Source organism: Gimesia alba, from assembly GCF_007744675.1.
Classification (GTDB): Bacteria; Planctomycetota; Planctomycetia; order Planctomycetales; family Planctomycetaceae; genus Gimesia; species Gimesia alba.
Map to the genome: position 1 here is coordinate 7,001,887 of NZ_CP036269.1, position 22,496 is coordinate 7,024,382.

The 22,496-nt window shown below is 48.5% G+C and carries 20 protein-coding genes; 9 read left to right on the plus strand and 11 right to left on the minus strand.

Annotation, left to right across the window (positions count from 1 at the left end):
* Positions 1–156: 156 nt before the first annotated feature.
* The 7 genes from Pan241w_RS26095 to Pan241w_RS26125 form a co-directional block, all read right to left on the minus strand.
* Complete coding sequence (locus tag Pan241w_RS26095; RefSeq protein ID WP_145221757.1) at positions 157–576, minus strand: response regulator; 420 nt, start codon at positions 574–576, stop codon at positions 157–159.
* Between the two features lie 272 nt (positions 577–848).
* Entirely contained in the window at positions 849–1,877 is a 1,029-nt protein-coding gene (locus tag Pan241w_RS26100; RefSeq protein WP_198000164.1) for an alpha/beta hydrolase, read from the minus strand.
* Between the two features lie 205 nt (positions 1,878–2,082).
* On the minus strand, positions 2,083–3,366 hold the full coding sequence (gene fabF / locus Pan241w_RS26105; protein WP_145221763.1) for a beta-ketoacyl-ACP synthase II: 1,284 nt from the start codon (positions 3,364–3,366) through the stop codon (positions 2,083–2,085).
* Between the two features lie 179 nt (positions 3,367–3,545).
* Positions 3,546–4,034 carry a 3-hydroxyacyl-ACP dehydratase FabZ family protein gene (locus Pan241w_RS26110; protein WP_145221766.1) on the minus strand — a complete coding sequence of 163 codons (489 nt, stop codon included), beginning with the start codon at positions 4,032–4,034 and terminating at the stop codon, positions 3,546–3,548.
* A 164-nt stretch (positions 4,035–4,198) separates the two neighbouring features.
* Positions 4,199–4,585, minus strand: coding sequence for an acyl carrier protein (locus Pan241w_RS26115; protein WP_145221769.1), 387 nt, complete (start codon positions 4,583–4,585; stop codon positions 4,199–4,201).
* 196 nt (positions 4,586–4,781) lie between these two features.
* The gene (gene fabG, locus Pan241w_RS26120) at positions 4,782–5,534 is read right to left on the minus strand and encodes a 3-oxoacyl-[acyl-carrier-protein] reductase (RefSeq protein WP_145221772.1); all 753 of its coding nucleotides are present in this window, start codon (positions 5,532–5,534) and stop codon (positions 4,782–4,784) included.
* Positions 5,535–5,619: 85 nt separating this feature from the next.
* Positions 5,620–6,108 (minus strand): 3-hydroxyacyl-ACP dehydratase FabZ family protein, encoded by a 489-nt coding sequence (locus tag Pan241w_RS26125; RefSeq protein ID WP_145221775.1) that lies wholly within the window; start codon positions 6,106–6,108, stop codon positions 5,620–5,622.
* A 542-nt stretch (positions 6,109–6,650) separates the two neighbouring features.
* Here Pan241w_RS26125 and Pan241w_RS26130 point away from each other — a divergent pair.
* A complete protein-coding gene (locus Pan241w_RS26130; RefSeq protein WP_145221778.1) occupies positions 6,651–7,268 on the plus strand; it encodes a PilZ domain-containing protein in 618 nt (205 codons plus the stop codon).
* 22 nt (positions 7,269–7,290) lie between these two features.
* On the opposite strand, the gene Pan241w_RS26135 is transcribed toward Pan241w_RS26130, so the two are convergent.
* Positions 7,291–8,085 (minus strand): SDR family NAD(P)-dependent oxidoreductase, encoded by a 795-nt coding sequence (locus Pan241w_RS26135; RefSeq protein ID WP_145221781.1) that lies wholly within the window; start codon positions 8,083–8,085, stop codon positions 7,291–7,293.
* 421 nt (positions 8,086–8,506) lie between these two features.
* Between Pan241w_RS26135 and Pan241w_RS26140 the strand changes: the two genes are divergently transcribed.
* From Pan241w_RS26140 to Pan241w_RS26160, 5 genes are all read left to right on the plus strand, one after another.
* Positions 8,507–10,153 carry a DUF1549 domain-containing protein gene (locus tag Pan241w_RS26140; RefSeq protein ID WP_145221784.1) on the plus strand — a complete coding sequence of 549 codons (1,647 nt, stop codon included), beginning with the start codon at positions 8,507–8,509 and terminating at the stop codon, positions 10,151–10,153.
* A gap of 75 nt (positions 10,154–10,228) precedes the next feature.
* Positions 10,229–11,500 carry a DUF1501 domain-containing protein gene (locus Pan241w_RS26145; protein ID WP_145221787.1) on the plus strand — a complete coding sequence of 424 codons (1,272 nt, stop codon included), beginning with the start codon at positions 10,229–10,231 and terminating at the stop codon, positions 11,498–11,500.
* 141 nt (positions 11,501–11,641) lie between these two features.
* The gene (locus Pan241w_RS26150) at positions 11,642–12,208 is read left to right on the plus strand and encodes a sigma-70 family RNA polymerase sigma factor (RefSeq protein WP_145221790.1); all 567 of its coding nucleotides are present in this window, start codon (positions 11,642–11,644) and stop codon (positions 12,206–12,208) included.
* Entirely contained in the window at positions 12,201–14,396 is a 2,196-nt protein-coding gene (locus tag Pan241w_RS26155) for a DUF1549 and DUF1553 domain-containing protein (protein ID WP_145221793.1), read from the plus strand. Before Pan241w_RS26150 ends, Pan241w_RS26155 begins: the two co-directional genes overlap by 8 nt.
* 102 nt (positions 14,397–14,498) lie before the next feature.
* Positions 14,499–15,251 (plus strand): SDR family NAD(P)-dependent oxidoreductase, encoded by a 753-nt coding sequence (locus tag Pan241w_RS26160; RefSeq protein ID WP_145221795.1) that lies wholly within the window; start codon positions 14,499–14,501, stop codon positions 15,249–15,251.
* A 33-nt stretch (positions 15,252–15,284) separates the two neighbouring features.
* Here the strand turns inward: Pan241w_RS26160 and Pan241w_RS26165 are convergent, their stop codons facing one another.
* The 3 genes from Pan241w_RS26165 to Pan241w_RS26175 form a co-directional block, all read right to left on the minus strand.
* Positions 15,285–15,680 (minus strand): PilZ domain-containing protein, encoded by a 396-nt coding sequence (locus Pan241w_RS26165; RefSeq protein ID WP_145221798.1) that lies wholly within the window; start codon positions 15,678–15,680, stop codon positions 15,285–15,287.
* Between the two features lie 163 nt (positions 15,681–15,843).
* Positions 15,844–17,187, minus strand: a complete 1,344-nt coding sequence (gene trkA, locus Pan241w_RS26170; RefSeq protein WP_145221800.1) for a Trk system potassium transporter TrkA — start codon at positions 17,185–17,187, stop codon at positions 15,844–15,846.
* 49 nt (positions 17,188–17,236) lie between these two features.
* Positions 17,237–18,133, minus strand: coding sequence for an ABC transporter permease (locus Pan241w_RS26175; protein ID WP_145221803.1), 897 nt, complete (start codon positions 18,131–18,133; stop codon positions 17,237–17,239).
* A gap of 329 nt (positions 18,134–18,462) precedes the next feature.
* Here Pan241w_RS26175 and Pan241w_RS26180 point away from each other — a divergent pair, with 329 nt between their 5' ends.
* The 3 genes from Pan241w_RS26180 (at position 18,463) to cobA (ending at position 22,312) form a co-directional block, all read left to right on the plus strand.
* Entirely contained in the window at positions 18,463–19,125 is a 663-nt protein-coding gene (locus Pan241w_RS26180; RefSeq protein ID WP_145221806.1) for a hypothetical protein, read from the plus strand.
* 427 nt (positions 19,126–19,552) lie between these two features.
* Positions 19,553–20,698, plus strand: coding sequence for a DUF1207 domain-containing protein (locus Pan241w_RS26185; protein ID WP_145221809.1), 1,146 nt, complete (start codon positions 19,553–19,555; stop codon positions 20,696–20,698).
* Positions 20,699–20,785: 87 nt separating this feature from the next.
* Positions 20,786–22,312, plus strand: a complete 1,527-nt coding sequence (gene cobA / locus Pan241w_RS26190; protein WP_145221812.1) for a uroporphyrinogen-III C-methyltransferase — start codon at positions 20,786–20,788, stop codon at positions 22,310–22,312.
* Positions 22,313–22,496: the final 184 nt, after the last annotated feature.

Sequence of the window (22,496 nt, forward strand, 5' to 3'; positions counted from 1 at the left end):
TTTACGAAATTAATTGCGACTGGAAGTGTACTTCACTCTGCAATTTATGAGAAGTCGATTCTACAGAAAAAGCAGCGGACGAACTCAGGAACCCAAGCCGGCTCTCCGTCTGAAAGAAGATTACGCGAGCAGAACGACGACGCTGAATCATTCAGGCTAGTTGCCTAACCAGGAAGGCACATCCGGATCGTGATACGTGTCGACCAGGGCGTGAGAAACAGTCGTAACTAACTCCTGTCGTTTGACTGGCTTAGCGAGAACGTCATACGCATTCGCAGCACTGGCGTCCTGTCGTAATTCCTCAGTGGCGTCAGCAGTAATCAGAATACAGGGCAGAATCTCGTTGGTCTGCTTCATGATGCGGACCGCTTCGAGCCCTGTTAAAACGTCCATGTGCATATCGAGTAACACAATATCAACGTGGATTTGCTCGACAAGTTCCACCGCTTCTTCACCCGACTCCGCTTCGAACAGTTTGAAGTAAGGAGCTAAAAGCTCTTTGAGAACATCACGGAATCCGGAGTCGTCATCGGCAATCAGTAATTGATAAGGAGCTTGAGATCTGGCATTGACCATGATACATCTCACCAAATATTCCGGAAGTCAGCCGCATCAGCGGGAATTTATGTGAATCCTGCCCCCCAACTCCTCTGATGCATAACACATTGGGGCTCTCACAGAATTAATAGCAAATCAGATACCATTATCAAATAGAAATAGTCGTATAGCCGTAAGTTCTTATTCAGAATATGCTTAAAGAGCTACTACCGTATGGATTCCTGCACGACTCTGCTGTATTCCTTAACAAAAAACGCATATTTGCTGTCAAATAGGCAGTACTAGGGAACTTATGCGGAACGTTTTCTGAATGGAGAAACGGGATCAGAACGAAACTCCGACTCCGTCTGCTGCGATAACTTCAGGGGCATTTGAGAGAAGAAATCGATTAAGGCAGCATCAAATTGGTCGGGCTGAGTAAAGCGGCCCGCGTTATGAATGGCCTTCGGCAGCAAGCAAACTCTGGCGTTTGAAGATTGAATTTTTTGAACAATCAGCTCGGTCATCCGCGGGACTACACTCCGGTCGTTTTCTCCCACAAGAAACAGCAGCTCTCGGGTTTTCAGAGATCTGAGATACGATTTCAGATTGATGTAACGGCACCCCTGTCGCCGCTGTGAATACCAGATCATCAAGCGAAATGCCCGGATCACTTCAGAAGTAGGCACTAATTGAATAAACAATCGAGGCAGAAATCGTTCTCCCCAGCGAATGGCATGATCCAGAAAGAGTTCCTCATTCAGGAAAGCACCTTCACAGGCAACAAACTGAATTTCAGGAGACTGTGCTGCGACTGCCAATGCCGCTCCCGCACCGCGGCTCATGCCAAACAATCCAAGGGGCAGCTGATTTAATTGCGGCTGTTGCCTGATATATCGAATGGCCGCTTCGACATCACTGATTTCATGGTTGGATAGCCAGTGAATCGAATCATAATGGGGGTCGGTATCGCTTTCTCCGTGATTACGAAAGTCAAATGTGAAAACGGCAAACCCGGCATCGAGTAGGCCTCGACATTGAAACAAGGCGATTTTGCCCGTTGATTTAAATGGGTGACAAAACAGAATCAGCCGATGGGGATCACAGTTTTCCGGGGTAGCGAGGAAACCGCGTAGCGTCAGCCCATTCGAAGTCGGGAATGAAACTGCCTCAATCTTGATCGATTCATCGTTTTCAGGCAGTGTTGTGAGAGTGCCCGCCAGATTAAACCGGTCTGGCATGGGAGCAAACAGCAAGGGATAAGCAGCGCGAATAATGCAGAATTGAATGACCAATTCTACTGTGATCGCGATCAGAGTGCACCAGAACAACCAACTCACTGCCGTCTCCATGGAGGTGATATTGCTTGTCTGACCCTAGACAAGCTCCGTTTGTCTTTAGGTGATGTATACTCTTTATGACTCAAATTGATCAAGGTCTTAATTCTGCCGAACGCGATTGACCAGTGACCATTTCAGCGCAGCGCAACTGTTTGCACTTGAGTGTCGTGGCTGCTTTCATTTTGATCTGGAAAATAAAAACCGTTTAGTCTTTGAATTCCGAGAAAATCAGTGAAATATTCTGACCGCCAAACCCAAAGCTGTTGGACAGTGTTGTAGTGACATTTTGCTGGCGTGCTTCGTTGGGAATATAGTCCAAGTCACAATCCGGGTCGGGAGTTTCATAGTTGATGGTGGGAGGCACAACGTTATCGCGAATGGCCATCAGACAGGTGATGGCTTCCACGCTTCCTGCTGCAGCAATTAAGTGCCCCATCATACTTTTGATACTGGAAACCGGAACTTTATAAGCTGTATCGCCCAGTGCGCCTTTAATGGCTCTGGTTTCGACTTTATCGTTTACCGCCGTACTTGTTCCGTGTGCATTGATGTAATGAATGTCTTCCGGATTCACGTTCGCATGGCTCATGGCCATTTTAATACACTTGATGGCGCCACGTCCTTCAGGATGAATATCGGTCACGCGGTAGGCGTCTGCACTGGAACCGTAGCCAACGAGTTCTCCATAGATGCGAGCACCCCGTTTTTGAGCTCGTTCCAGATCTTCTAAAATCATCATGCCGGCTCCTTCACCTAACACAAAACCATCGCGGTTACGATCGAAGGGGCGGGATGCTTGTGCGGGGTTTTCGTTGTTTGTGGAAAGCGCGGTCAGTAGACTAAAACCGGTCACACCAAAGGGGTGAATCATGCTGTGGGCACCGCCTGAGAGCATGATATCGACATCGCCTCGGCGAATTAGTTCTGATGCTTCGCCGATCGCCTGGCTGGAAGCAGCACAGGCAGTCAGGCAGTTCAGGTTCGGTCCCTGGGCATTGAACAGACTGGCCAGATGACCGGCTGGCATATTGGGTTCCTGCTCAAGTTCGATGCGTGGATTGAGTTGTTCCAGTCCAACTTTGGTGAACTTTTCCAGATCGACCTCGCCATCACTTTGCGCCTGTGCGATAATCTTCATAAATGTGTAAAAGTCTTGCTGCCCTTCACCGGCCCCCAGATACACACCGAATGTGGCAGGATCAAAATCATCATCCAGAATGCCAGAATCTTTGACGGCCTGTGTGGCAGCACCAATGGCATAACGAATATTGCGGCCGGAATATGCAAAGCGGTCCAGGTTGTCGACATAGTCTTCCAGGTGGAAGTCATGGACTTCGGCTGCAAACCGGGTTGGGAAATTCGAGGCATCAAAATGAGTGATGTTGGAGATTCCGCATTTGGATTCCTGGAGTGCTTTCCAGGTATCTTCCACGGTTTTTCCCAAGGGGGTGATAGCGCCAATTCCTGTGATCACAACGCGGCGGTTCATAGCTTCGAATTCTTGTTTATAAATTTGAATTTTGTAACAGCAGGCTAATCACAGTATTGTCTGACCCAGTCGACTGTGATTTGCTGCCAGATAATCAATCCGGTTCTTGAATAGTTGAATTATTATTGTAGTCCATTTGGAATCAAGGCCTCCATAGCAAGCTTCCAAAAATAGCGGACTTACGCCTGTTCTTCACCGGTTCCCGCTTTTCCGACATCGAGAATACCCAGTAGATTCATCGAAAATACGAAGTTTTTCTGGTCGATGGCGCCAAATTCGGAATCACTCTGGTCGAGGTGAACAAAGATGATGCTGCCTTCTGCCACCAGACGATCTCCGACCATGGCAGTCACGTCGACTGCCCCTCCTTCTTCACCGGCGTTGGTAATTTTCGCCGTATAAATCAGCTGGTCCCCCGGACAGGCCCAGCTATGAAAGGTCATTTTGGGTACTTTTGCCAGAATCACGATATGTTCAAAATCGTGGATTTCGCCTAGCAGAATGCCTCCGGTTTGTGCCAGACCTTCAATCATCAGAGAGCCGGGCATGACCGGGAAGCCGGGAAAGTGATCATGCAAATGTTCTTCCGCCAGTGTGACGTTTTTGACACTCTTGGCGTAAGAACCACTTTCGAATTCAATAAAGCGATCTATCCAGAACCATCGCATTTTGATGAACCTTTAAGTTTGATAGCTTGGGGGCACAGGTGAGGAAGGCTGATCGGTCAACCGATTGCCGCTAGTATCAGTGCAATTCTAATAAAAGGTGCACAGCCCACAATTGTGAGCTGTGCCTGCATCTGATAGTCCTCTTAATTTACAACCGTTCCTGATTAAGAAAGTCGTGCATCAAGGAAGTTGACCAGCATGTCGACAGTAAACAGATCCTGCATTTTTTCTACTTTAGGATCGTCCGCGAAAGAATCGATGTCCGCATGAGGCATCTTGGTGCGGAGTTCTGCAATACCAGCTTCGGTGAAGACACCGTCTTTGACAAAACCGGAATCAGAAGAAGCGATATTTTCGGGGAACAGTTCGCCACGTGGGATTTTGATATCGAAGGCTTTTTCCAAGCGGAAAGCGATATCAAGAAAGTCAATCGACTCGGCTCCGAGGTCACCCATCAGGGTGGCTTCAGGCACTACTTCGTCGTCATCCAGTCCGAGAGCGTCCACCAGTGTTTCACGAACGGAATCGAAGATTTCATCTCTAGTTGGCATCTGTAATTACTCCTTGGTTCGACCTGATGGTCGATTAGTCTCGCCGACCCAGCCTGATTTAAAAAACTATTCGGCGAGAAGAATAGCTTCGACAGTTCTCGTTACCAATATGTTGAATTGACCCAATTCGAAAGATACTGATAACCCAAAATAGTTCTCCCGAAAACAGCGACGAGCCGTCTCGGAATGGCGTAAATTAAATTCCACCCAACGTTAATCCGCCGTCTACAGCCAGTGTTTGGCCGGTAACGTAGGATGCGTCTTCACACGCGAAAAACAGGACCGCATTGGCAATGTCTTCCGGAAGACCCAGACGACGGGTGGGAATATGCTTCTTGATTTGATCGCCGGCTGCATTTCGCACATCGACGGTCATGTCTGTTTCAATAAAACCGGGAGCGACCGCGTTGACCGTAATTCCCCGTTTCGCAAGTTCGGTCGCCAGGCAGCGGGTGAATCCAATGATTCCCCCTTTACTGGCAGCATAGTTGGATTGTCCGGAGTTACCAAAGTGAGCGGCCACACTGGACATGTTAATAATGCGTCCGTATCGCTTGGACATCATGGGGCGAGTGACGGCCTGACAGAAATTGAAGACGCTGGTCAGGTTCGTATCAATGACGGCTTGCCAGTCTTCTGCTGACATGGTTGCCAGAAGCCCATCCCGGATGATGCCGGCATTATTGATCAGAATGTCGATCTTTTCCCATTTCTCAATGACCTGTTCTACAACCGCGTCTGCCTCTGCTTTATTGGCAACGTCGGCTTGAATAGCCAGTGCTTCACAGTTTTGATCAGCCAGTTCTTTCACAATTTGTTCTGCAGCTTCCGCACTGGAACGGTACACAAAGGCAACCTTTGCCCCTTCACGGGCCAGGGCTTCTACGACGGCTTTTCCAATACCGCGACTGCCTCCGGTTACCAACGCTACTCTTCCTTCCAGTTTCATTCCGTAATCCAATCTAACTAAATCTAGTTATTTAAAATTCTCAAGTTTACTTTGACAGATACAGACCGTACTGACAAACCCGATTTCAGGATGCGGTTTGCCGGTTGGGGTTCCAAAGCTGGCCAAACTGTGCCTGTAGATCTTTGATCCGATCTGCATCATTCTCTGCCATCGAAGGGGTTTTGTCCCGCAGATTAAATTGCTCCAGAACAATACGACCACTGACGGCGGTTTCCCCTTCGACTTCGCTGGTCGCTTTCAAGGTACACAGATTCTCTTCCCACTTTTGTATGCTCAGTGAGACTTTCAACTGCTTGCCCGGGGTAACAAAACTGTTAAAGCGGATGGCTTTCGTTTGTTTCAGCAGGATCGTGCTGTATTCAAAATCGTTTGTATAACGCATCAACCAGGCACCAGCCTGTACGATCGATTCGACCATCATCACCCCCGGCATCACGGCGAAACCAGGAAAATGGTCCTGCAGGTATTCTTCTGCCAGAGAAAGGTTTTTGACAGCCGTAATCGACTTGCCTTTCTCCAGTGTTAATATTTGATCGACGAGCGAAAATCGCATGCCAGTATTATCTCGCTACATGTCAGGGAAGGGTTAAATCAGGTAAACCGAGGGCAGAGGCTTGTCTGCCGCAGGACGCACGAATTTTTGAGTGATTGTCAAACCGGTTTAAATATAGAAACCCCTATCGATGATCGAACCGACAAAACTTCATTCGATTCTTATGAGTCATTGGAAACGTGGCAGTATAATTTCCTGATACCTGTTTCTCAAGCTAGTTGCCGACCTGACAATCGCGAAATCACACGAATTTTCGACGTTTTACGCACTTATGCAGTAAGCCATTACTATAATAGGGGTTATGCCACCTGACCCTAGCTCAGATTTCTTGGTGTTAAAGGCGAGACACCCCTCATCGGTTGAACGAGCGTAAATTTTGGTATTTTCGAGGATTTATACTGCTTGTTTCAAAATAAGGACGCTCCCTTTTTGACCCTATCTCATTTGTAACCTAGGTTTAAACAGGTCAATTCCGCAGTCCCTCGTCATTGGGTCTGTTCTTGTGGACAGATATTGTCTCATTTTTGCCAGGTTAATACGCAATGAATATATTAATGGATGTGGAGCCACAGGTTACTCCTACTGAAAGTGCTGTTAAAACGGAAAAGCCCGTTTCCCCTGCCAGTGATCAGGCAACCCAGCCGATCTCTTTTCACCGATGCCTGGGCAGTGCCAAACGGCCATTAAAAGTTCGTTCGCGTAATTCTGGGTATTCCTGGAACAGCATTCTGACGAAAGTCCGCGCGAATTCTCCCGTGAAAACCGACTCTCCAGCTCCGGTACCACTGAAAGAAAACAAATCATTCGAACGCCGCGAGTTTCCGCGACATACCAGTGAAGCCATTGTCCTGGCATTCAGTAAAGATGAGCAAGGGATCTCGGAAGCAGGAGACCATCCGGGCGCGAAGGGCTATGCCATCAATGTCAGCCAGAATGGGCTTTCATTCGCCTCTCGATCTGAGTTTGCATTGCGGGATGAACTGCAACTGCATGTCGAAGATCAGCGCGTGAAGTTTGCATTAGACGTCACCGCTTCGGTAGTACGTGCGACACCCCTTGACGAGGAATTCTGGCGCATCGACTGCAAGCTGATCGCCCCGCTAAGCGATGAGCAGGTTGCATTGTTGAAAGAACACGTTCCATCCTGCTACGCCGGTTAAGCTTAAAAACAGCTGGCAAAGACTACATTCCCTGTGGTGGAACACCCAGTGATTTTCCGCCATCGATGCGGAGCGCCGTCCCGCTTACCATTAAAGCATCCTTACTAGCCAGGTAGCAGATGGCAGAAGCGACTTCTTGTGGCCTGATCATTCTTTTGTTGGCCGCAGCGATGGGGCTGGCACGAATCATTGATTGCGTTAGCCCTTCCGGGTCGGCTGCATTGGCGATGTCGACATTCATCATACCGGTTTCGCCTACCGGACCCGGACAGACACAATTGATCCGGATATTGTCTTTCCCATGGCAGAGCCCCAGACTTTCGGTCAGTGCGACAACAGCATGTTTGCTGATAGAGTAAACAGGATCGTGTGCACGAGGAAGCAGCCCGGCATTGCTGGCGGTATTGACAATGGTACCGCCGCCGGTCGCCAGCATGTATTTGATCGCATGCTTACAGCCTAGAAAGGTGCCTTTGAGATTGGTATCGATGCAGGCATCCCACTCGGCTTCGGTAACCTGATGAATTTGTTTGACCAAACCAATACCAGCATTGTTGACCAGAATGTCGATCCGGCCATATTGATTGACTGCCTGTTCGATCAAAGACTGAACCTGGGATTCCTGCCGGACGTCACAGATCACTTCCGTGATTCCCAAGCGGGTAAATGTTTCCCGGTTCTCTTCAAGGTGATGGACATCGCCGGCAAAAACATGAGCTCCGGCTTCGGCCATCATGATCGCGGTGGCACGTCCGATCCCGTTACCGGCACCGGTAATGATGGCGACCTGATCTTGGAAATGATATTGGTTTTTCATGGCTCTTTTTCTGGACACAAAAGGGTGATTTATACTCGTATGTATACCATTTTTAGCTTCCCAGTGGTATTTGAGGGGCGTCAGCGAAGCCTGCGACCGTTTCACAAAGCGATCAACTTCTCGTAAGCCTCAACTATACAATACCTTACGCGACTATTCCTGACGACACTGTTATAGGAGTTACATCCGATTTGCTTGATATTTAGATTGGATTTTATGCAAAATTGAGTACTCTTTCAGGAACCAATTCGTATAAAATATTGATATTATTTAGAGTCACTTCGAATGTTTTGGTCTTCCAGGAAGTTAATACAGTAGCGAGGCAATCTTCTTTTCGCAATTTGTCTCAATGAGAGTTGCCGATAGAGAATATTGCAGGGCGTTCATCCTGTCATTTTTGAATACAGTGGAGAACATGAAAATGCGTCGTTTTTCTAAACAACTTTGTGTTGTTTTTACATTTGTGATCTGTGCCGGTTCCCTGGTGTCCTTCGTAGATGCCGCGCCTCCGGAAAGCAGGGCGAAGGCATTTTCTACGGGTGCATTTGATCCTTTCATTGACTACATCAACGGACGTGTTCGCCAGGGGTGGGAAGACAATGAAGTGGAGCCCTCTCCCGTCGCTTCTGATGAAGAATGGTTACGTCGCGTCCATCTGGACCTCATTGGTCAAATCCCTTCCGCAGAAACAGTCGAAAAATTTGTCAAAGATCGTGATCCTGCCAAGCGATCTAAGATCATCGATAAACTGCTGGATGACCCCGCTTATGTGCAGAACTTTACAAACGTGTGGACGAATTTGCTTATTGGTCGCCGTACTCCTCGACGAGTAAGCCGCAACGGGATGCAGAAGTTTCTGCGGGAAGTCTTTGCAAAAAATCGTCCCTGGGATGAGGTTGTCCAGGACCTTGTGACTGCGGAAGGGCATTTTGAAGAGAATGGTGCCGTCAATTACCTGCTGGCACAAATGCAGAACAATGATGAAGCGGTTCAGGTAACAGCCGCAACCACACGTCTGTTTCTGGGTATCCAGGTGCAATGCACGCAGTGTCACAATCACCCGTTTAATGACTGGAAACAGAACCAGTTCTGGGAATACAACAGTTTCTTCCGCCAGATGCGACGTATCAACCATCGTAAGACTGATCCCAAGACAGGGCGTCAGGTCGACGACTATTCTGAAGTCGTCGCGACTGGATTCAACGGCCCCGTCTATTATGAAAAACGTTCCGGACTGATGCAGGTTGCTTATCCGATTTTCGATGATGTGAAAGTCGACCCAACAAGCGGCGTCGAACGTCGTAAAGAATTTTCCAAATTAATTGTCAAAGGTGAAAAACCGCTGATTGCGACCGCAATTGTAAACCGGATGTGGGGCTATTTCATGGGCTATGGGTTTACCCGTCCCGTGGATGATATGGGGCCGCATAACCCCGCCTCTCACCCGGAACTACTGAATAAGATGGCCGAAGAGTTGGTCAAGAAAGATTACGATCTGAAACAACTGGCACGTTGGATCTGTAATAGTGAAGCATACAACTTGACCAGTCAGTTTGGTCGCAACAATGAAATGGACAGTCCAGAGCGAGGAGAAACCCCTCTCTTCTCGCATATGTATGTCAAGAACATGACAGCCGAGCAGCTCTACGATTCTTTAATCGTCGCGACGGGTGCTCATAAGTCCGGACAATCCAACTGGGAACGGGCTGAAGCACAACGTCGTCGATGGATGGGTCAATTCATGGTCGCATTCGATAATGATTCCGGCGATGACTCCACCACGTTTAACGGCACGATTCCACAGGCACTGATGATGATGAATGGCGAATTGACTAAAAACGCCATTAGCGCAGATCGCGGAAGTTATCTGAATCAACTGCTACTGGAAAAAGGAAACGACCAGGCAAAAATTCGCAAAATGTTTTTGTCCACTTTGAGTCGTTATCCTGATCGTCGTGAATTGCTGAGTGCTCAGAAATTGATTGGCGGTTCGCGGGACAAATTAGCCGCGTACCAGGACCTCTACTGGGCCTTATTGAACTCCAATGAGTTTGTCTTCAACCATTAAATTGAAACAACGTATCGCATCGCGATCTTTTACAAACAATTTTTATCACTATAGAACCAAAAAAGGGCATTCGTTATGACTATTCTCAATCCTTACGGAATGACGCGTCGGCACTTTATGAAGCATGTCGCAGGAGCAGCGACAGCGATTCCTACGATGCACTTTCTGTCTCACCTGGAAGCGAATGCCAATCAGGTCAAGAAACAGCAAAAAGCCTGTATTCTGATCTGGATGGCCGGTGGCCCGCCTACAATTGATATCTGGGACCTCAAGCCTGGTTCAAAGAATGGTGGTGAGTTCAAGCCGATCAGCACCAAAGGGGATATGCAGATTTCTGAGCATATGCCTAAGACAGCACAGGTCATGGATAACCTCTCGTTGATTCGCTCAATGAGCACGCGCGAAGCCGACCATGCTCGTGGGACATACTACATGCATTCTGCATATGTACCAAACCCCACCGTGGTTCACCCCACCTTTGGTTCGGTTGTTAGTTATGAGCTGGGTTCACGCCGTAAAGAACTGGAAATTCCATCCTTCATTTCCGTCGGCGGTAGCCGGGGCAGTGCCGGATTCCTGGGAATGTCTCATTCACCGTTTGTTGTTTCCAGCAATGGAACCATTCAAAACGCAGAAGTAAATATGGCAGAACAACAGCGGTTAGGCCAGCGTCTTGACATGCTGCAGGTTCTGGAGTCTGGATTCATTAAGTCCAAACGAGGTGAATCTGCGAACTCGCATAAGGACATCTACAAGAAAGCCGTCAACCTGATGACTTCCAAGCAAATGGAAGCCTTCAAAGTGGATCAGGAATCTGAAGCTTTAAAAGAAGCTTATGGAACCGGCAACTTTGGTCAGGGATTACTGCTGGCACGGCGTCTGGTTGAAGTTGGTGTACCGTTCATCGAAGTTTCAGCTTCCGTCGGCAGCTGGGACTTGCACCAGGGTGTGTTTGATTCTTTGAAGAATCAGAACCTGCCTCAGTTGGATAAGGGTATCTCAGCTCTTGTCACAGACCTGAAGCAACGTGCGATGCTGGACGACGTGACCATCGTTTGTATGGGTGAGTTCGGCCGAACTCCTCGTATTAACCAGAACGTCGGTCGCGATCACTGGGCCGCCAGCTGGACTGCCATGGTTGGTGGTGGCGGACTGAAAAACGGTCAGGCGATCGGCAAAACGGACAGCGATGGAATCGGCATCGAAGGCAAGAGCTATCTACCAGGCGATCTGTGGGCAACAGTCGCTCACTCGCTAGGCATTCCATTGGACATCGTACACACATCTAAACGCGGTCGTCCCATGAAGCTGGCCAATGGCGGAACTCCGATCAAAGAATTGATTTGATTGACTGAGTCTGAACTTCAGCCAGTGAGTTTGACAAGCCATAAAACAGCGGACGCTCGAAGAGGGTGCTTCCGCTGTTTTATTGTCGGCCAGGAAAGAAATTTCTGTAGATCAACATCGACGTAACGAATTGGAATTACTTTGACAAGTTCGACCGATCAACCTGTTTTCCCGGATACAGAAACGGACGAGGGGCGTGAATTTATTGCGTTGTTTACCCAAAATCAGCGACGCATTTATTTATATATCCTTTCGATGATTCCACACCCGCTGGAAGCAGAGGAGATTCTCCAAAATACGAACTTGATCATCTGGAAAAAAGCACAACAGTTTGAAGTAGGCACGAATTTTTTTGCCTGGGCCTGCCAGATTGCCCATTACGAAATTTTGAAATTCCGCAAGAAACGGGGACGCGACAAGCATCAATTCAGCGACGAGTTTGTCTCTCAGGTCGCGGACGCCGTGCAAGAGAGTCAGGATATTTTTGAGCTGCGTCGCAATGCCTTAACTTTTTGCCTGAGTAAATTACGCAAGAAAGATCGAGAACTGATTCAGAGACGATACCAGGGAAGTAACCAGGGGAAGGATCTGGCAGATGAATTAGGCCGCCCGGCAAATTCTGTTTATCAGTCGTTAGGGCGTGTCAGACGTACGCTATTTGAATGTATTAACCGCTATATTGCAGCAGAGTCTTATAGTCATGAGTAAGAAAGAAATCGAATTAGCTGAGCTTTCTTTGCTTATGGAAGCATTGTGCGAGGAACGTCTGTCAGCAAAAGAGAGCGCCAGACTGGAGGAAATTGTACTTTCCGATCCCGATGCGATGCAGTTCTATCTGAATTATTCACACTTGCATGGCACTTTATACTGGGATCAGGCTTTGGGCGCTGACGCGATGATTCCTGTAGCAGCTGCTGTTGAGGAAGAAATTGCTGAAGTAGAAGCCGTCGAAGAAGACGGTGAAATCACAGTCATCGAATCGATCAAACGTCCGACAGCGCCGCGCAGAAAGCACTGGGTCGCGGGAATCACATCAGTCTGTCTGCTGGTGACATTCATGGTCGTAATCAATTCATGGCTGAAAAAAGACGATGTACCAAATCTGGTCGATAATTCTCCGAACGAGAATGCGATGCCTGCGGGTAACAATGGTACTTCCGAGAACCTGGCTGCCGTACCCTCGACGAAACACAGTCGTTCGATTCATGTCGAACCATCCCAGCATCCCATGTTGCGTTCCCACCAGGGTGACTCTCCCCAATCGCTTAGCGACCTGCCTTTGATTGCCGCCAAGCCGAAGCAGTTAGCGCCGGTAGAACAATTACCGACAGGTGCTTCTGACGATGCCGTCATCACATTTATTAATCATCGGATTCAGGATGGATGGGCCGCCGCCAATATTTCACCTTCCCCTTTTGCTTCCGATGAAGAGTGGGTCCGGCGTGTGTATCTTGATGTAATTGGTCGCATTCCAACGGCTACCGAAGCAGAACAGTTTTTGAAATCGACGCGGCCAGATAAACATCAGCGGCTGGTCAAACAATTGACTGAAAATCCGACGTATGTCACGAACTGGTCAACGATCTGGACACGCTTACTCATTGGTCGGTCTATGTCTCGTGAGATTAATCGCCGCGCCTTGCAGGACTTTCTGGTACAAAGTTTTGCCGAAAACCGCCCTTGGAGCGACATCGTGTATGATCTGGTCTCTGCGGAAGGGGATGCGGATACGAATGGTGCCACGAACTTTTTACTGGCACATCTGAATAATGAAGCCGTGCCTGCGACCGCGATTACCACACGCCTGTTTCTGGGAACACAAATTCAATGTACCCAGTGCCATAACCACCCGTTCAATGATGCGACGCAGAGCCAGTTCTGGGAGATCAACAGTTTCTTCAAGCAGACTAAAGTAGTCCGCAAGAAAAACATGGGAGAGAAAGGCGAAGCTAAGGAACCCAAACTGGCATTGGTCTCTCTTTCCAAAGGGGGAACCACATTTTATGAAACCCGGCAAGGCTTGATGCAACCCGCTTATCCGAAATTTGCGGGAGTGAAAATCTCCGATGCTCCCGGCGTGAATCGGCGTCAGGAACTGGCACGATTAATGACATCAGGTAAAACAAATCAGTTGGCCCGTGCCATGGTCAATCGAATGTGGGCTCACTTCTTTGGTTATGGATTCACCCGACCTGTGGATGACATGGGCTATCATAATTCCCCCACCCATCCCGAGTTACTGGACCAGTTGTCGCGTCAATTTGTCGATAGCGGCTATGACATTAAACAACTGATTCAATGGATCTGTCTGTCGGATGCGTATCGGCTCAGCAGTCGTTTTCTGGAAGACAATGTCGCCGACAATCCCGAGGACGGCAGCACTCCGAACTTCAGTCGAATGTATGTCAAGCAGATGACCGCAGAGCAGCTTTATGATTCTCTGCAAGTCACCGCCAAGCCGACACAGATTGTGACCAACTACTCGACAGCCTGGAACAAAATGCAGAAACGCGATCAATGGCTGCAGCAGTTTGTCTATACGCTTGAAAATGAAGAAAATGACGAGACCACAACCTTTGACGGCACCATCACACAGGCACTGTTAATGATGAACGGGTCTCTGGTGAAACGAAGCCTGGATTTCAAACAGGATGGAACGATTTTGACGCAGGCACTCAAGGAACGCACGCCAGATGCCAGAATCAGAAAACTAAGTCTGGCCGCGTTGACGCGTTATCCCACCTCACGCGAGCTGACAGAGTTGAAGCGTCTGGTAAAAGAGCGTACTAAATTTCTGACGGCTCGAAATGTTCCGCTTCAATCCGCCGTCCAGCAAAGCTACCAAGATGTCTACTGGGCTTACCTCAACTCGAATGAATTCATCCTGATTCATTGATCGCTCAAACCCCTCTTGCGGTTTCAATTTTGAATTGCTATAGATAGTCCCTGTTTACGCTTTCTCGTTTTCAGGTTCCGGGCATTTCAATAGAGGATTCAGATGACCGATCTTTTGATCAATAAGGTTGCTGTTGTTACCGGTGCCAGCAGTGGCATTGGCCGTTCGATCGCAGAGCATTACCTGAACGAGGGTGCAAAAGTGGTTGTATTTGCCAGAAGGAGTGCACTGCTGGAAGAACTGGAAGCCGAGTTTCCGGCGCGGACTCTGGTTGTGGATGGCGACGTTACCAGTGAGGCCGATCTGAGTCGACTGGCCGAGGCAACAAAGCGCCGATTTGGCCGGGTTGATATTCTGGTTCCTAATGCGGGAATTGCCCGGGTCATACCGATCGAAGAATCAAGCCGTGAGGCGATCAATGAAACTTTTGACGTCAATTTTCATGGTGCGTTTCAGACTGTGCGAACTTTTTTGCCCGATTTGAACGAGGGTTCGTCTGTCATCTTTATCACAACCTATCTCACGCAAGTCGGCTTTCCCGGAGTCGCCGCTTATTCTGCTTCGAAAGCGGCTTTGAAATCATTGACTCAGACTCTGGCGGCCGAATTAGGACCTCGCGGAATTCGCGTGAATGCGATCGCCCCGGGACCGATTGCAACCCCAATCTGGAAGAGTGTCGGGCTGGATGAAGAACAGCTCAAGGGCGTCGAAGAATCGGTGGCCAGTCGGTTGATTTCTCAGAAATTTGGAAAACCGGAAGACATTGCGGAAGTCGCCGTCTTTCTGGCATCCGATGCAGCCCGAAATATTTGCGGACAAGAAATCGTCGCCGACGACGGTTACACACTCAGCTAGCCCGGGCTCAAGTGTAAAGTCACATTTCCACTTTCAATTTGGCAGCAAATCGTGCAGGCTGTTTTTTTGCTCGATAAACTCACTCAGCGTTTTTTCCTGCTTTTCAGTCAATAAGACACATAACTCACAACCGGTCGAATATTTTCCGGTCGGGTCTTGTTCTTGCCAGACCACTTTCGCGGTCGAATTGAAAAGGTGCTTGCCTGAGTTATGGACTTGTACAAGCAGCGATTCACCAATGGATAGTGGCAAATCCAATCGGATACGAATCCCATTTGATGAAACATCATACAGAGTACCGTTGATGGGCCCCTGACCAGAAGAACTGCCCGACCTCAATAAACTGACTTCTGTTTCGAATTTTGTGCGTTGATATTGTCGTCGTTCGTTTCCAGAACGTCGGCTAGTCGATTTTCTACGGTCAGTCATGGGTGCTGCCTGTCTTGTTTGGCCCGGCGGATTATCATCAATGCTGCAGACATGAGGAAAGATATAGATCCTGCAGGTGAAGTATAGGCCAGAATCTCGCACACTTCGTGGGAGAGTTCTAGAATCTCAGGAGATCTTTCTGCTGGGTCCGTTTGTATCAGTTCTACTGTTTGACCGGCTTAAACAGGGGCAGAATATCATTCAGGTTATCCTGTTCGCACAAGAGAATGACGGTGTCACCCGCCTGAATCTGATCCTCGGCACCAGGAACCCGAACGCAATCTTCTTTGACCACAGCGGCAATCAGTGCCTGTTTCAGTTTCAGATCTTTCAATAACGCCTGCGTGATCGGAGTGTTCTTTCGAACTTCGAGCTCGAGGATTGCCGAATTCCCTCCACCAATTTCCGAGTGGCTGATAATCGGACCTGAATGGACCATGCCCATAATCTGACGCGTAATCACCTCGCGTGGACTGACGGCAACATCAATGCCCAGTTTTGTCAGAACATTGGCATAATCGGGACGCCGCACAATACTCATGATGCGGCTGGCTCCAAGCTCTTTGGCTTCGACCCCACACACAATATTGTCTTCATCCCGACCGGTTGCTGCGATAAACACATCCGCTTTACCAACGCGGGCCTCTTCCATTTCTGTTCGCCTGGTTGCGTCGGCGTGCAGGACTGTTGTGGAATCGAGGTGCCTTGAAAGAAATTCACAGCGAACGGGATCTGTTTCCAGAATCGTGACCGAATATTCTTTTTTCTGCAAAATCCGCGCAAGGTTAAAACCGATATTTCCACCACCGGCAATAATCACACGAAATTTCACGGCTCGTTTGTGTTGAAACATGCGGTGCACTTTATCGATATGCTCCTGTGTACCGATCAGCGTTACGATTTGACCTGCTTCGATCACGTTATCCGCGCCTGCGATGGATGTATTCACTCCGTCTGAAATCAGGCCAACCCGGACATCACTGGGGAGATTCAGATTCCGCAATAATACGCCATCTGCTTTGACTCCCTTTTGCACATCCAGAACCTGAATGACGACTTCTCCCCGTGCGAAATTTTCCACTGCAAATAAACCGGGCTCGCCAATTTGCTTCGCCAGTTCGAGCGCGGTCAAATATTCCAGGCTCAATAAGCGATCGATATTAAAGTGCCGTTGATAGTCGAAGGTACTTAAGTTGAGATACGCATGATTGAACACACGGGCCACACAGCGGCGGGACCCCATTGCTTTCGCAAGACTGGCACCAACCATGTTGACTTCATCCAGACTGGTTACTGCCAGGCAAAGATCTGCTCCGAGGACACCGGCTTGAAACAGGATTGCAGAGTCACACGCAGAGCCACAGATCGTCTGGACGTCGACTCGTTCTTCTACCAGTTCCAAAGCACTGCGTGATTTGTCGATAATGGTAACATTGTGTTGCTCGGCACAAAGGGTGTCGGCCACAAATGTGCCAACCGTCCCCGCTCCCATAATTACAATATTCATAGTTTACTCTATAAAAACTGATTCCAGTTTAATTGTGAGACTCAGATCATCAGCTACTGGCGCTACGATAGCTGTTGAGAGACCAGTTGAAGATGTAACGTGATATAAATAATAACGCCAATGTGACAAAAACGGATACGAGTGTGATCCAGGAAGGTTCCAGAGCTTTCGATAACAACTGTCGCGCAGGAACTGTCACTACAAGTAAAATGGGAATCACATATGAGAAGGCAAATCGCAATAGCTCTCCTGTCGGGGAGCCGCTGTAAATACTCCGCGGGTAACGGGCAAATACTGTAATATAAAACCAGAAATCATACAGCCCCTGATTACGACCAAACCAGATGCTACTGCTCGCCAGGGCAATCATCAGGCTGTAAAAGAAGGCGACCCCTATCGCCAACAGTAGACAATACATGATAATTTGACCTGCCCCCTGGCAGCTGATTATCAACAATGTCAGCCATTCCCCTGATTGGATCAGATTCTGCAGCGTGAGAATTCCCCGATCAAAATCTGTGATTTGTGACATCGAATAGAATAAAAGTGCTCCCGCCAGAAGAACCTGATTCAGCATTGCCAGATTGACCTTCTCGAACGAAACGAGAAACTGAGTATCAATGGGTTTCAACAATACAAAATCCAGGTTGCCGTTTCGAATCAGCTCGCTGAAATTGGCGCAATTGGGCATGAAAAATGTTTCCACAATCGCATTGATCAGCATCCCTGTTGCCATAAAGGCAAAATATTCCTCACGAGTCCAGTCATTGATCGAATTGACATTGCGGTAAATGATATCAAACAGAATCAGCTGGGCGGCAAACCAGAATCCGCGCGTGACAATGGTGATAATCAAATTGCCACGAAACGTCATTTCACGAATCAGAGAATTGCGCAGGAAAGTCATCCAGACACGCCCGTATTGAGGCCGGGTAGAATTTGTCATTTCAGGAAACACTTTCTCTACGATCTTGAAATTCTCTGACTGATAGATTTGTTGCATCACGTATCTGCATTTTATTCAAATTGCCTTGCGTTGTCTTCTCTAGCTGCCCCATCAGAAAAATAAACTGAGAGAGTCTGTTAAATTGTCTCGAATACGGAGTTTATAAAGAATGTGCCCGTGGTAACTCTCACGGCAACAAATCAGACAAACTCTGAAATGTAAGTCAAAAAACACTGATATTTCTATTGGAAAAAAGCTTGGCCCCTGTTTGGCGGGTAAACTTGAAACAAGTGTTTCATAGTAGATTTGCTGAACCTGAGGTGTGATTAATGAATTCAAATGATTTTTTCTTAAACAACGCTCTTAAACTCTGCCGTGTGTTCGCGTTGGCAGCGTTGATCAATTTTACAGGCTCGGGCCAGATTGCTCATGCTCAAAAAGATCCCTTTTCGCCCGATACTGAGCAGACTGAGATGACGCCTCAAGAGCAGGAAGCAGCAGCCCAGGACTTATTGAAAGGGGTGCAAAAGCTGGTACTGTCCCAACAAAAGCGGATAGCCCGCAAGGTGATTCGGCTCTATCCCAAGTCAGAATCGGCTAAAGTCGCCAGATTGCTTCTGGAAGAATATAAGCGTTTTGATGAGCTGAAAGAAGAGGAAGAAAAGGCAGACGTCGCATGGCTCAATCAGGTGAGAAACCATTGGTTCGTAGAGCGTGATCCGGTACACAACACCTGCTACTTTACCCTTCTGGAAGGGACTCAAAAGTCGGCAACCAAGATCGTCAATAAAGCGAACACCCCCGTTTTATATGAGTTGAAAGGCCCTTCTATGCCTTGGAACGGTCCGTTTCGGCTACGTACGGGGGAGTCACATGAATTCTATTATTCAGCCCAGGTTCGCTTCTTCTCCGACCAGGGAATGGTGGTCAAGCATTTGGCACCAGGTCAGACACTGCAATTGAACGATAAAAACACTCTACATATCAAATAATAAAATCGGCCTCTTGTTTTTTGTGAATTATCTCACACGATCCAAGAGGCTTTTTTTGTGTTCTATCGACAGACTAATTTTTGTAAACCATTTCATATTTGTCGCTTACCATCTTTCAACTAACTTATTTTCTCGTTGATCGCTAAGACGGAATTCACCTTTTCCCTTCTTGAATTTCTCGCTATACTCCCCCCACTCATCTTATTCACGTCCAGTGAATCTGCCTCTCTCAGTCTCTCCGTTCAGTTTTTCTGATCTCCTCACACATTATATTTTCGCAGCATTTTTCTGCTGACGGTCGCGATAAGGAGCCTCACCAGTGAGGTTATTTATTAGAGTAATCATACAACGTACCCTGTTGGGGCTTTTGTTATGCGCTACGAGTGGAAACTTGAGTGCACAACAGGCTTCAGGCAGTAAGCCATTTATGGCACCTTCACCCTATGGTGGTCGTCAAGAGAGTCCGCGTAATCAGCCGGCAAGTCAGGCGCAAGTCTACCTGGAACAACAATATTCCCAGAAACAACAAAATCCGGTACAGCTGGGCGCGCCTTTACATCAGACCAATCCCGTTCAGACCGCAGGCTGGAAACAGGATATTACTCAAAGCCTGCCTCCTCTTTATTCCCAAAACCGTGCTCAAACACGCCGAGGCCAATCCAGTCATCTCCGGCAGGTGGGCGCAATGCAAACAGATTACCCATCCGCTTTTGAGGCATTTTCAGACGATCTGAACTATCCGGAACTGGAACGCATGCCCGATCCCGAGGGGAATTATACCGAGTCGATCGACGAACTCTGTGGAGAAAGCTGTTGGGGTTGGACAGTCTTGCCGACCGATCTGCTTTATACTTCCTATTTAGCAGGTCCCAAGGAACCTCGAATGGCGCTGGCAGTTCTGAATGAAAAAGACATCGGCTGGCAGATGGAACTGGAAGCAGGAGCGCGCGTCGGATTGCTGCGCTATGGTTCGATGAACGATGAAGTGCTGGAAGGTTGGCAGCTTGACGTCGAAGGAGCAGGGCCACCTCGTTTGAACATCGAAGAAGAACTTGATCTGGATGCCGCTGATTTTCGGGTCGGTGTCCCGCTGACTTGGAGACAGGGAGCCTATCAGGCCAAGTTCGCTTATTATCATACCAGTGCCCATGTCGGCGATGAGTATCTTAAACGTCATCCCGGTTTTCAGAGAATCAACTATGTACGTGATGTCTTTGTGTTGGGGGGTGGGTATTTTGTGGATCCTGATCTCAGGTTGTATGCCGAAATCGGCTACGCATTCAATACTGACGGCGGAGCAGAACCCTGGGAATTGCAATTTGGTGCCGAGTTCAGTCCCGCCGAACATAACGGAATCTATGGGGCTCCTTTCTGGGCCATCAATGGATATTTGCGTGAGGAAGTGGATTGGGGCGGTAATGTGAACTTCATGATTGGCTGGCAGTGGCGCGGCGATCGAAACAACCACCTGTTCCGCATCGGTTTTCAATACCTGGACGGAAAAACCATGCAGTATTCCTTCTTCCAGAATTCCGAACGAATGGTGGGCTTTGGTACCTGGTATGACTTCTAACCAACTCGCCATCTCTACAAACTCTGCTATAATGATGGTTTGCTAATTGATATCAGTAAACAGTGGTTGCGGAGTGAAAGAGAGCTGATGGCGGGAGGAAAAGTCTATTTAGTCGGCGCTGGTCCTGGTGACCCCGGTTTGATCACCCTCAAAGGGATCGAGTGTCTCAAGCAGGCAGATTTGATTCTGTACGACGGGCTCGTCAATCCTTTGCTGCTGCATCATGTTTCTTCAAAAGCGGAACGCACCTGCCGCGTTTCCGAGGGATGGAATCAGCGTCGCATCTTACGGCAGGATGAAATCAACCAACGTTTGATTGACGCGGCCCTTGAAGGAAAAACGGTTGTTCGCCTAAAAGGGGGCGACCCTTTTATTTTCGGTCGTGGTAGCGAAGAAGCAGTAGCACTGCGCAATGCCGGCATCGAGTTTGAGGTAGTTCCCGGAATTACTGCCGCCACGGCTGCCGCCGGTTATGCTGGTATCTCTGTCACACACCGTGCTCACGCTTCGGCCGTTGCACTCATCACCGGACATGAAGACCCCAGCAAAGAAGACTCCAGCTTAGATTACAATGCGCTAGCGAAGTTCCCTGGAACCCTCGTATTTTACATGGGTCTGCATAAACTTGAACGCATCGTGTCTTCGTTAATCCAGGCCGGAAAATCAGCAGACACACCCGCCGCCGTCATCAGTCGGGGAACGACGCCTTCTCAGAAAACGGTTCAAAGTGATGTCGCTCATTTGCCGGAAGCGGTTCGCAAAGCGGAATTAGTGGCCCCCTCGCTGATTGTCATTGGTGAGTGTGTTACTCTGCGTGATCAAATTTCCTGGTTTGAGCAAAATCCATTGTTTGGACTTCGGATCGGTATTACCCGCCCTTGGGAACAATCAGAAGCCGAGATTCAACGTGCGCTGAATTGGGGGGCACAGCCTGTGCTCTTACCAACGATTGAAATCAGTGCTCCTGCAGACTGGCAGCCCGTCGATGATGCGATTGCGCGGTTGGACGAATATCAATGGCTCGTCTTTACCAGTGCCAACGGCGTGCAGTATTTCCTGAATCGATTATGGGAGACCGGCTTTGATGCCAGAAAACTGGCGCATCTGAAACTAGCCACAATTGGTCCTTCCACAGCCGAAGCTTTGAACGCGTGGCACCTGCGTGCGGATGTCATTCCTGCCCACTATCGGGCAGAAGAGCTGGCTGCCGTGCTGAAACCGCTGGTGAGTCAGCAAAAAATTCTCTGGGCGGGAGCGAATCGGGGACGCGAAGTTTTACAGACAGAACTCGCAGAAGTCTCTGCCACCGTGGATAAAATTGTCGCTTATGAAAATCACGATGTGATCGCCTGGGATCCGGAAATTGTCCATTTTCTGGAATCCGGGGAATTAAACTGGATTGGATTAAGCAGCCCTTCGATCGCCCGGAATTTTCACCGCCTGCTATCCGAGAAAGCCCGAGAACAGATCGGAAATACGATCAAACTGGCCAGCATCAGTCCGGTCACAACGCAGGCCGCGGAAGAAGTCGGTTTGAAGATCAACGCCGAAGCCGAAGAGTATACCTGGGAAGGGATTTTTGCTGCCATTCTGAAGCAGGAAGTGGCCCGCTAATTTTCTGTCGGCGATGTTAGAAACCACAAATCGGACAAAAAGGTTGCTATTGACCTGAATTCAAAGATCGACGATATTGCCCACCCTGAAAAGCATGTTGCGGGTTTTACTGTCGCGTTTCACGCCAGATAGACTTGCCTGATGCCTTATTTCACAGTGTTTTATGAATTACTGATCTCATTGT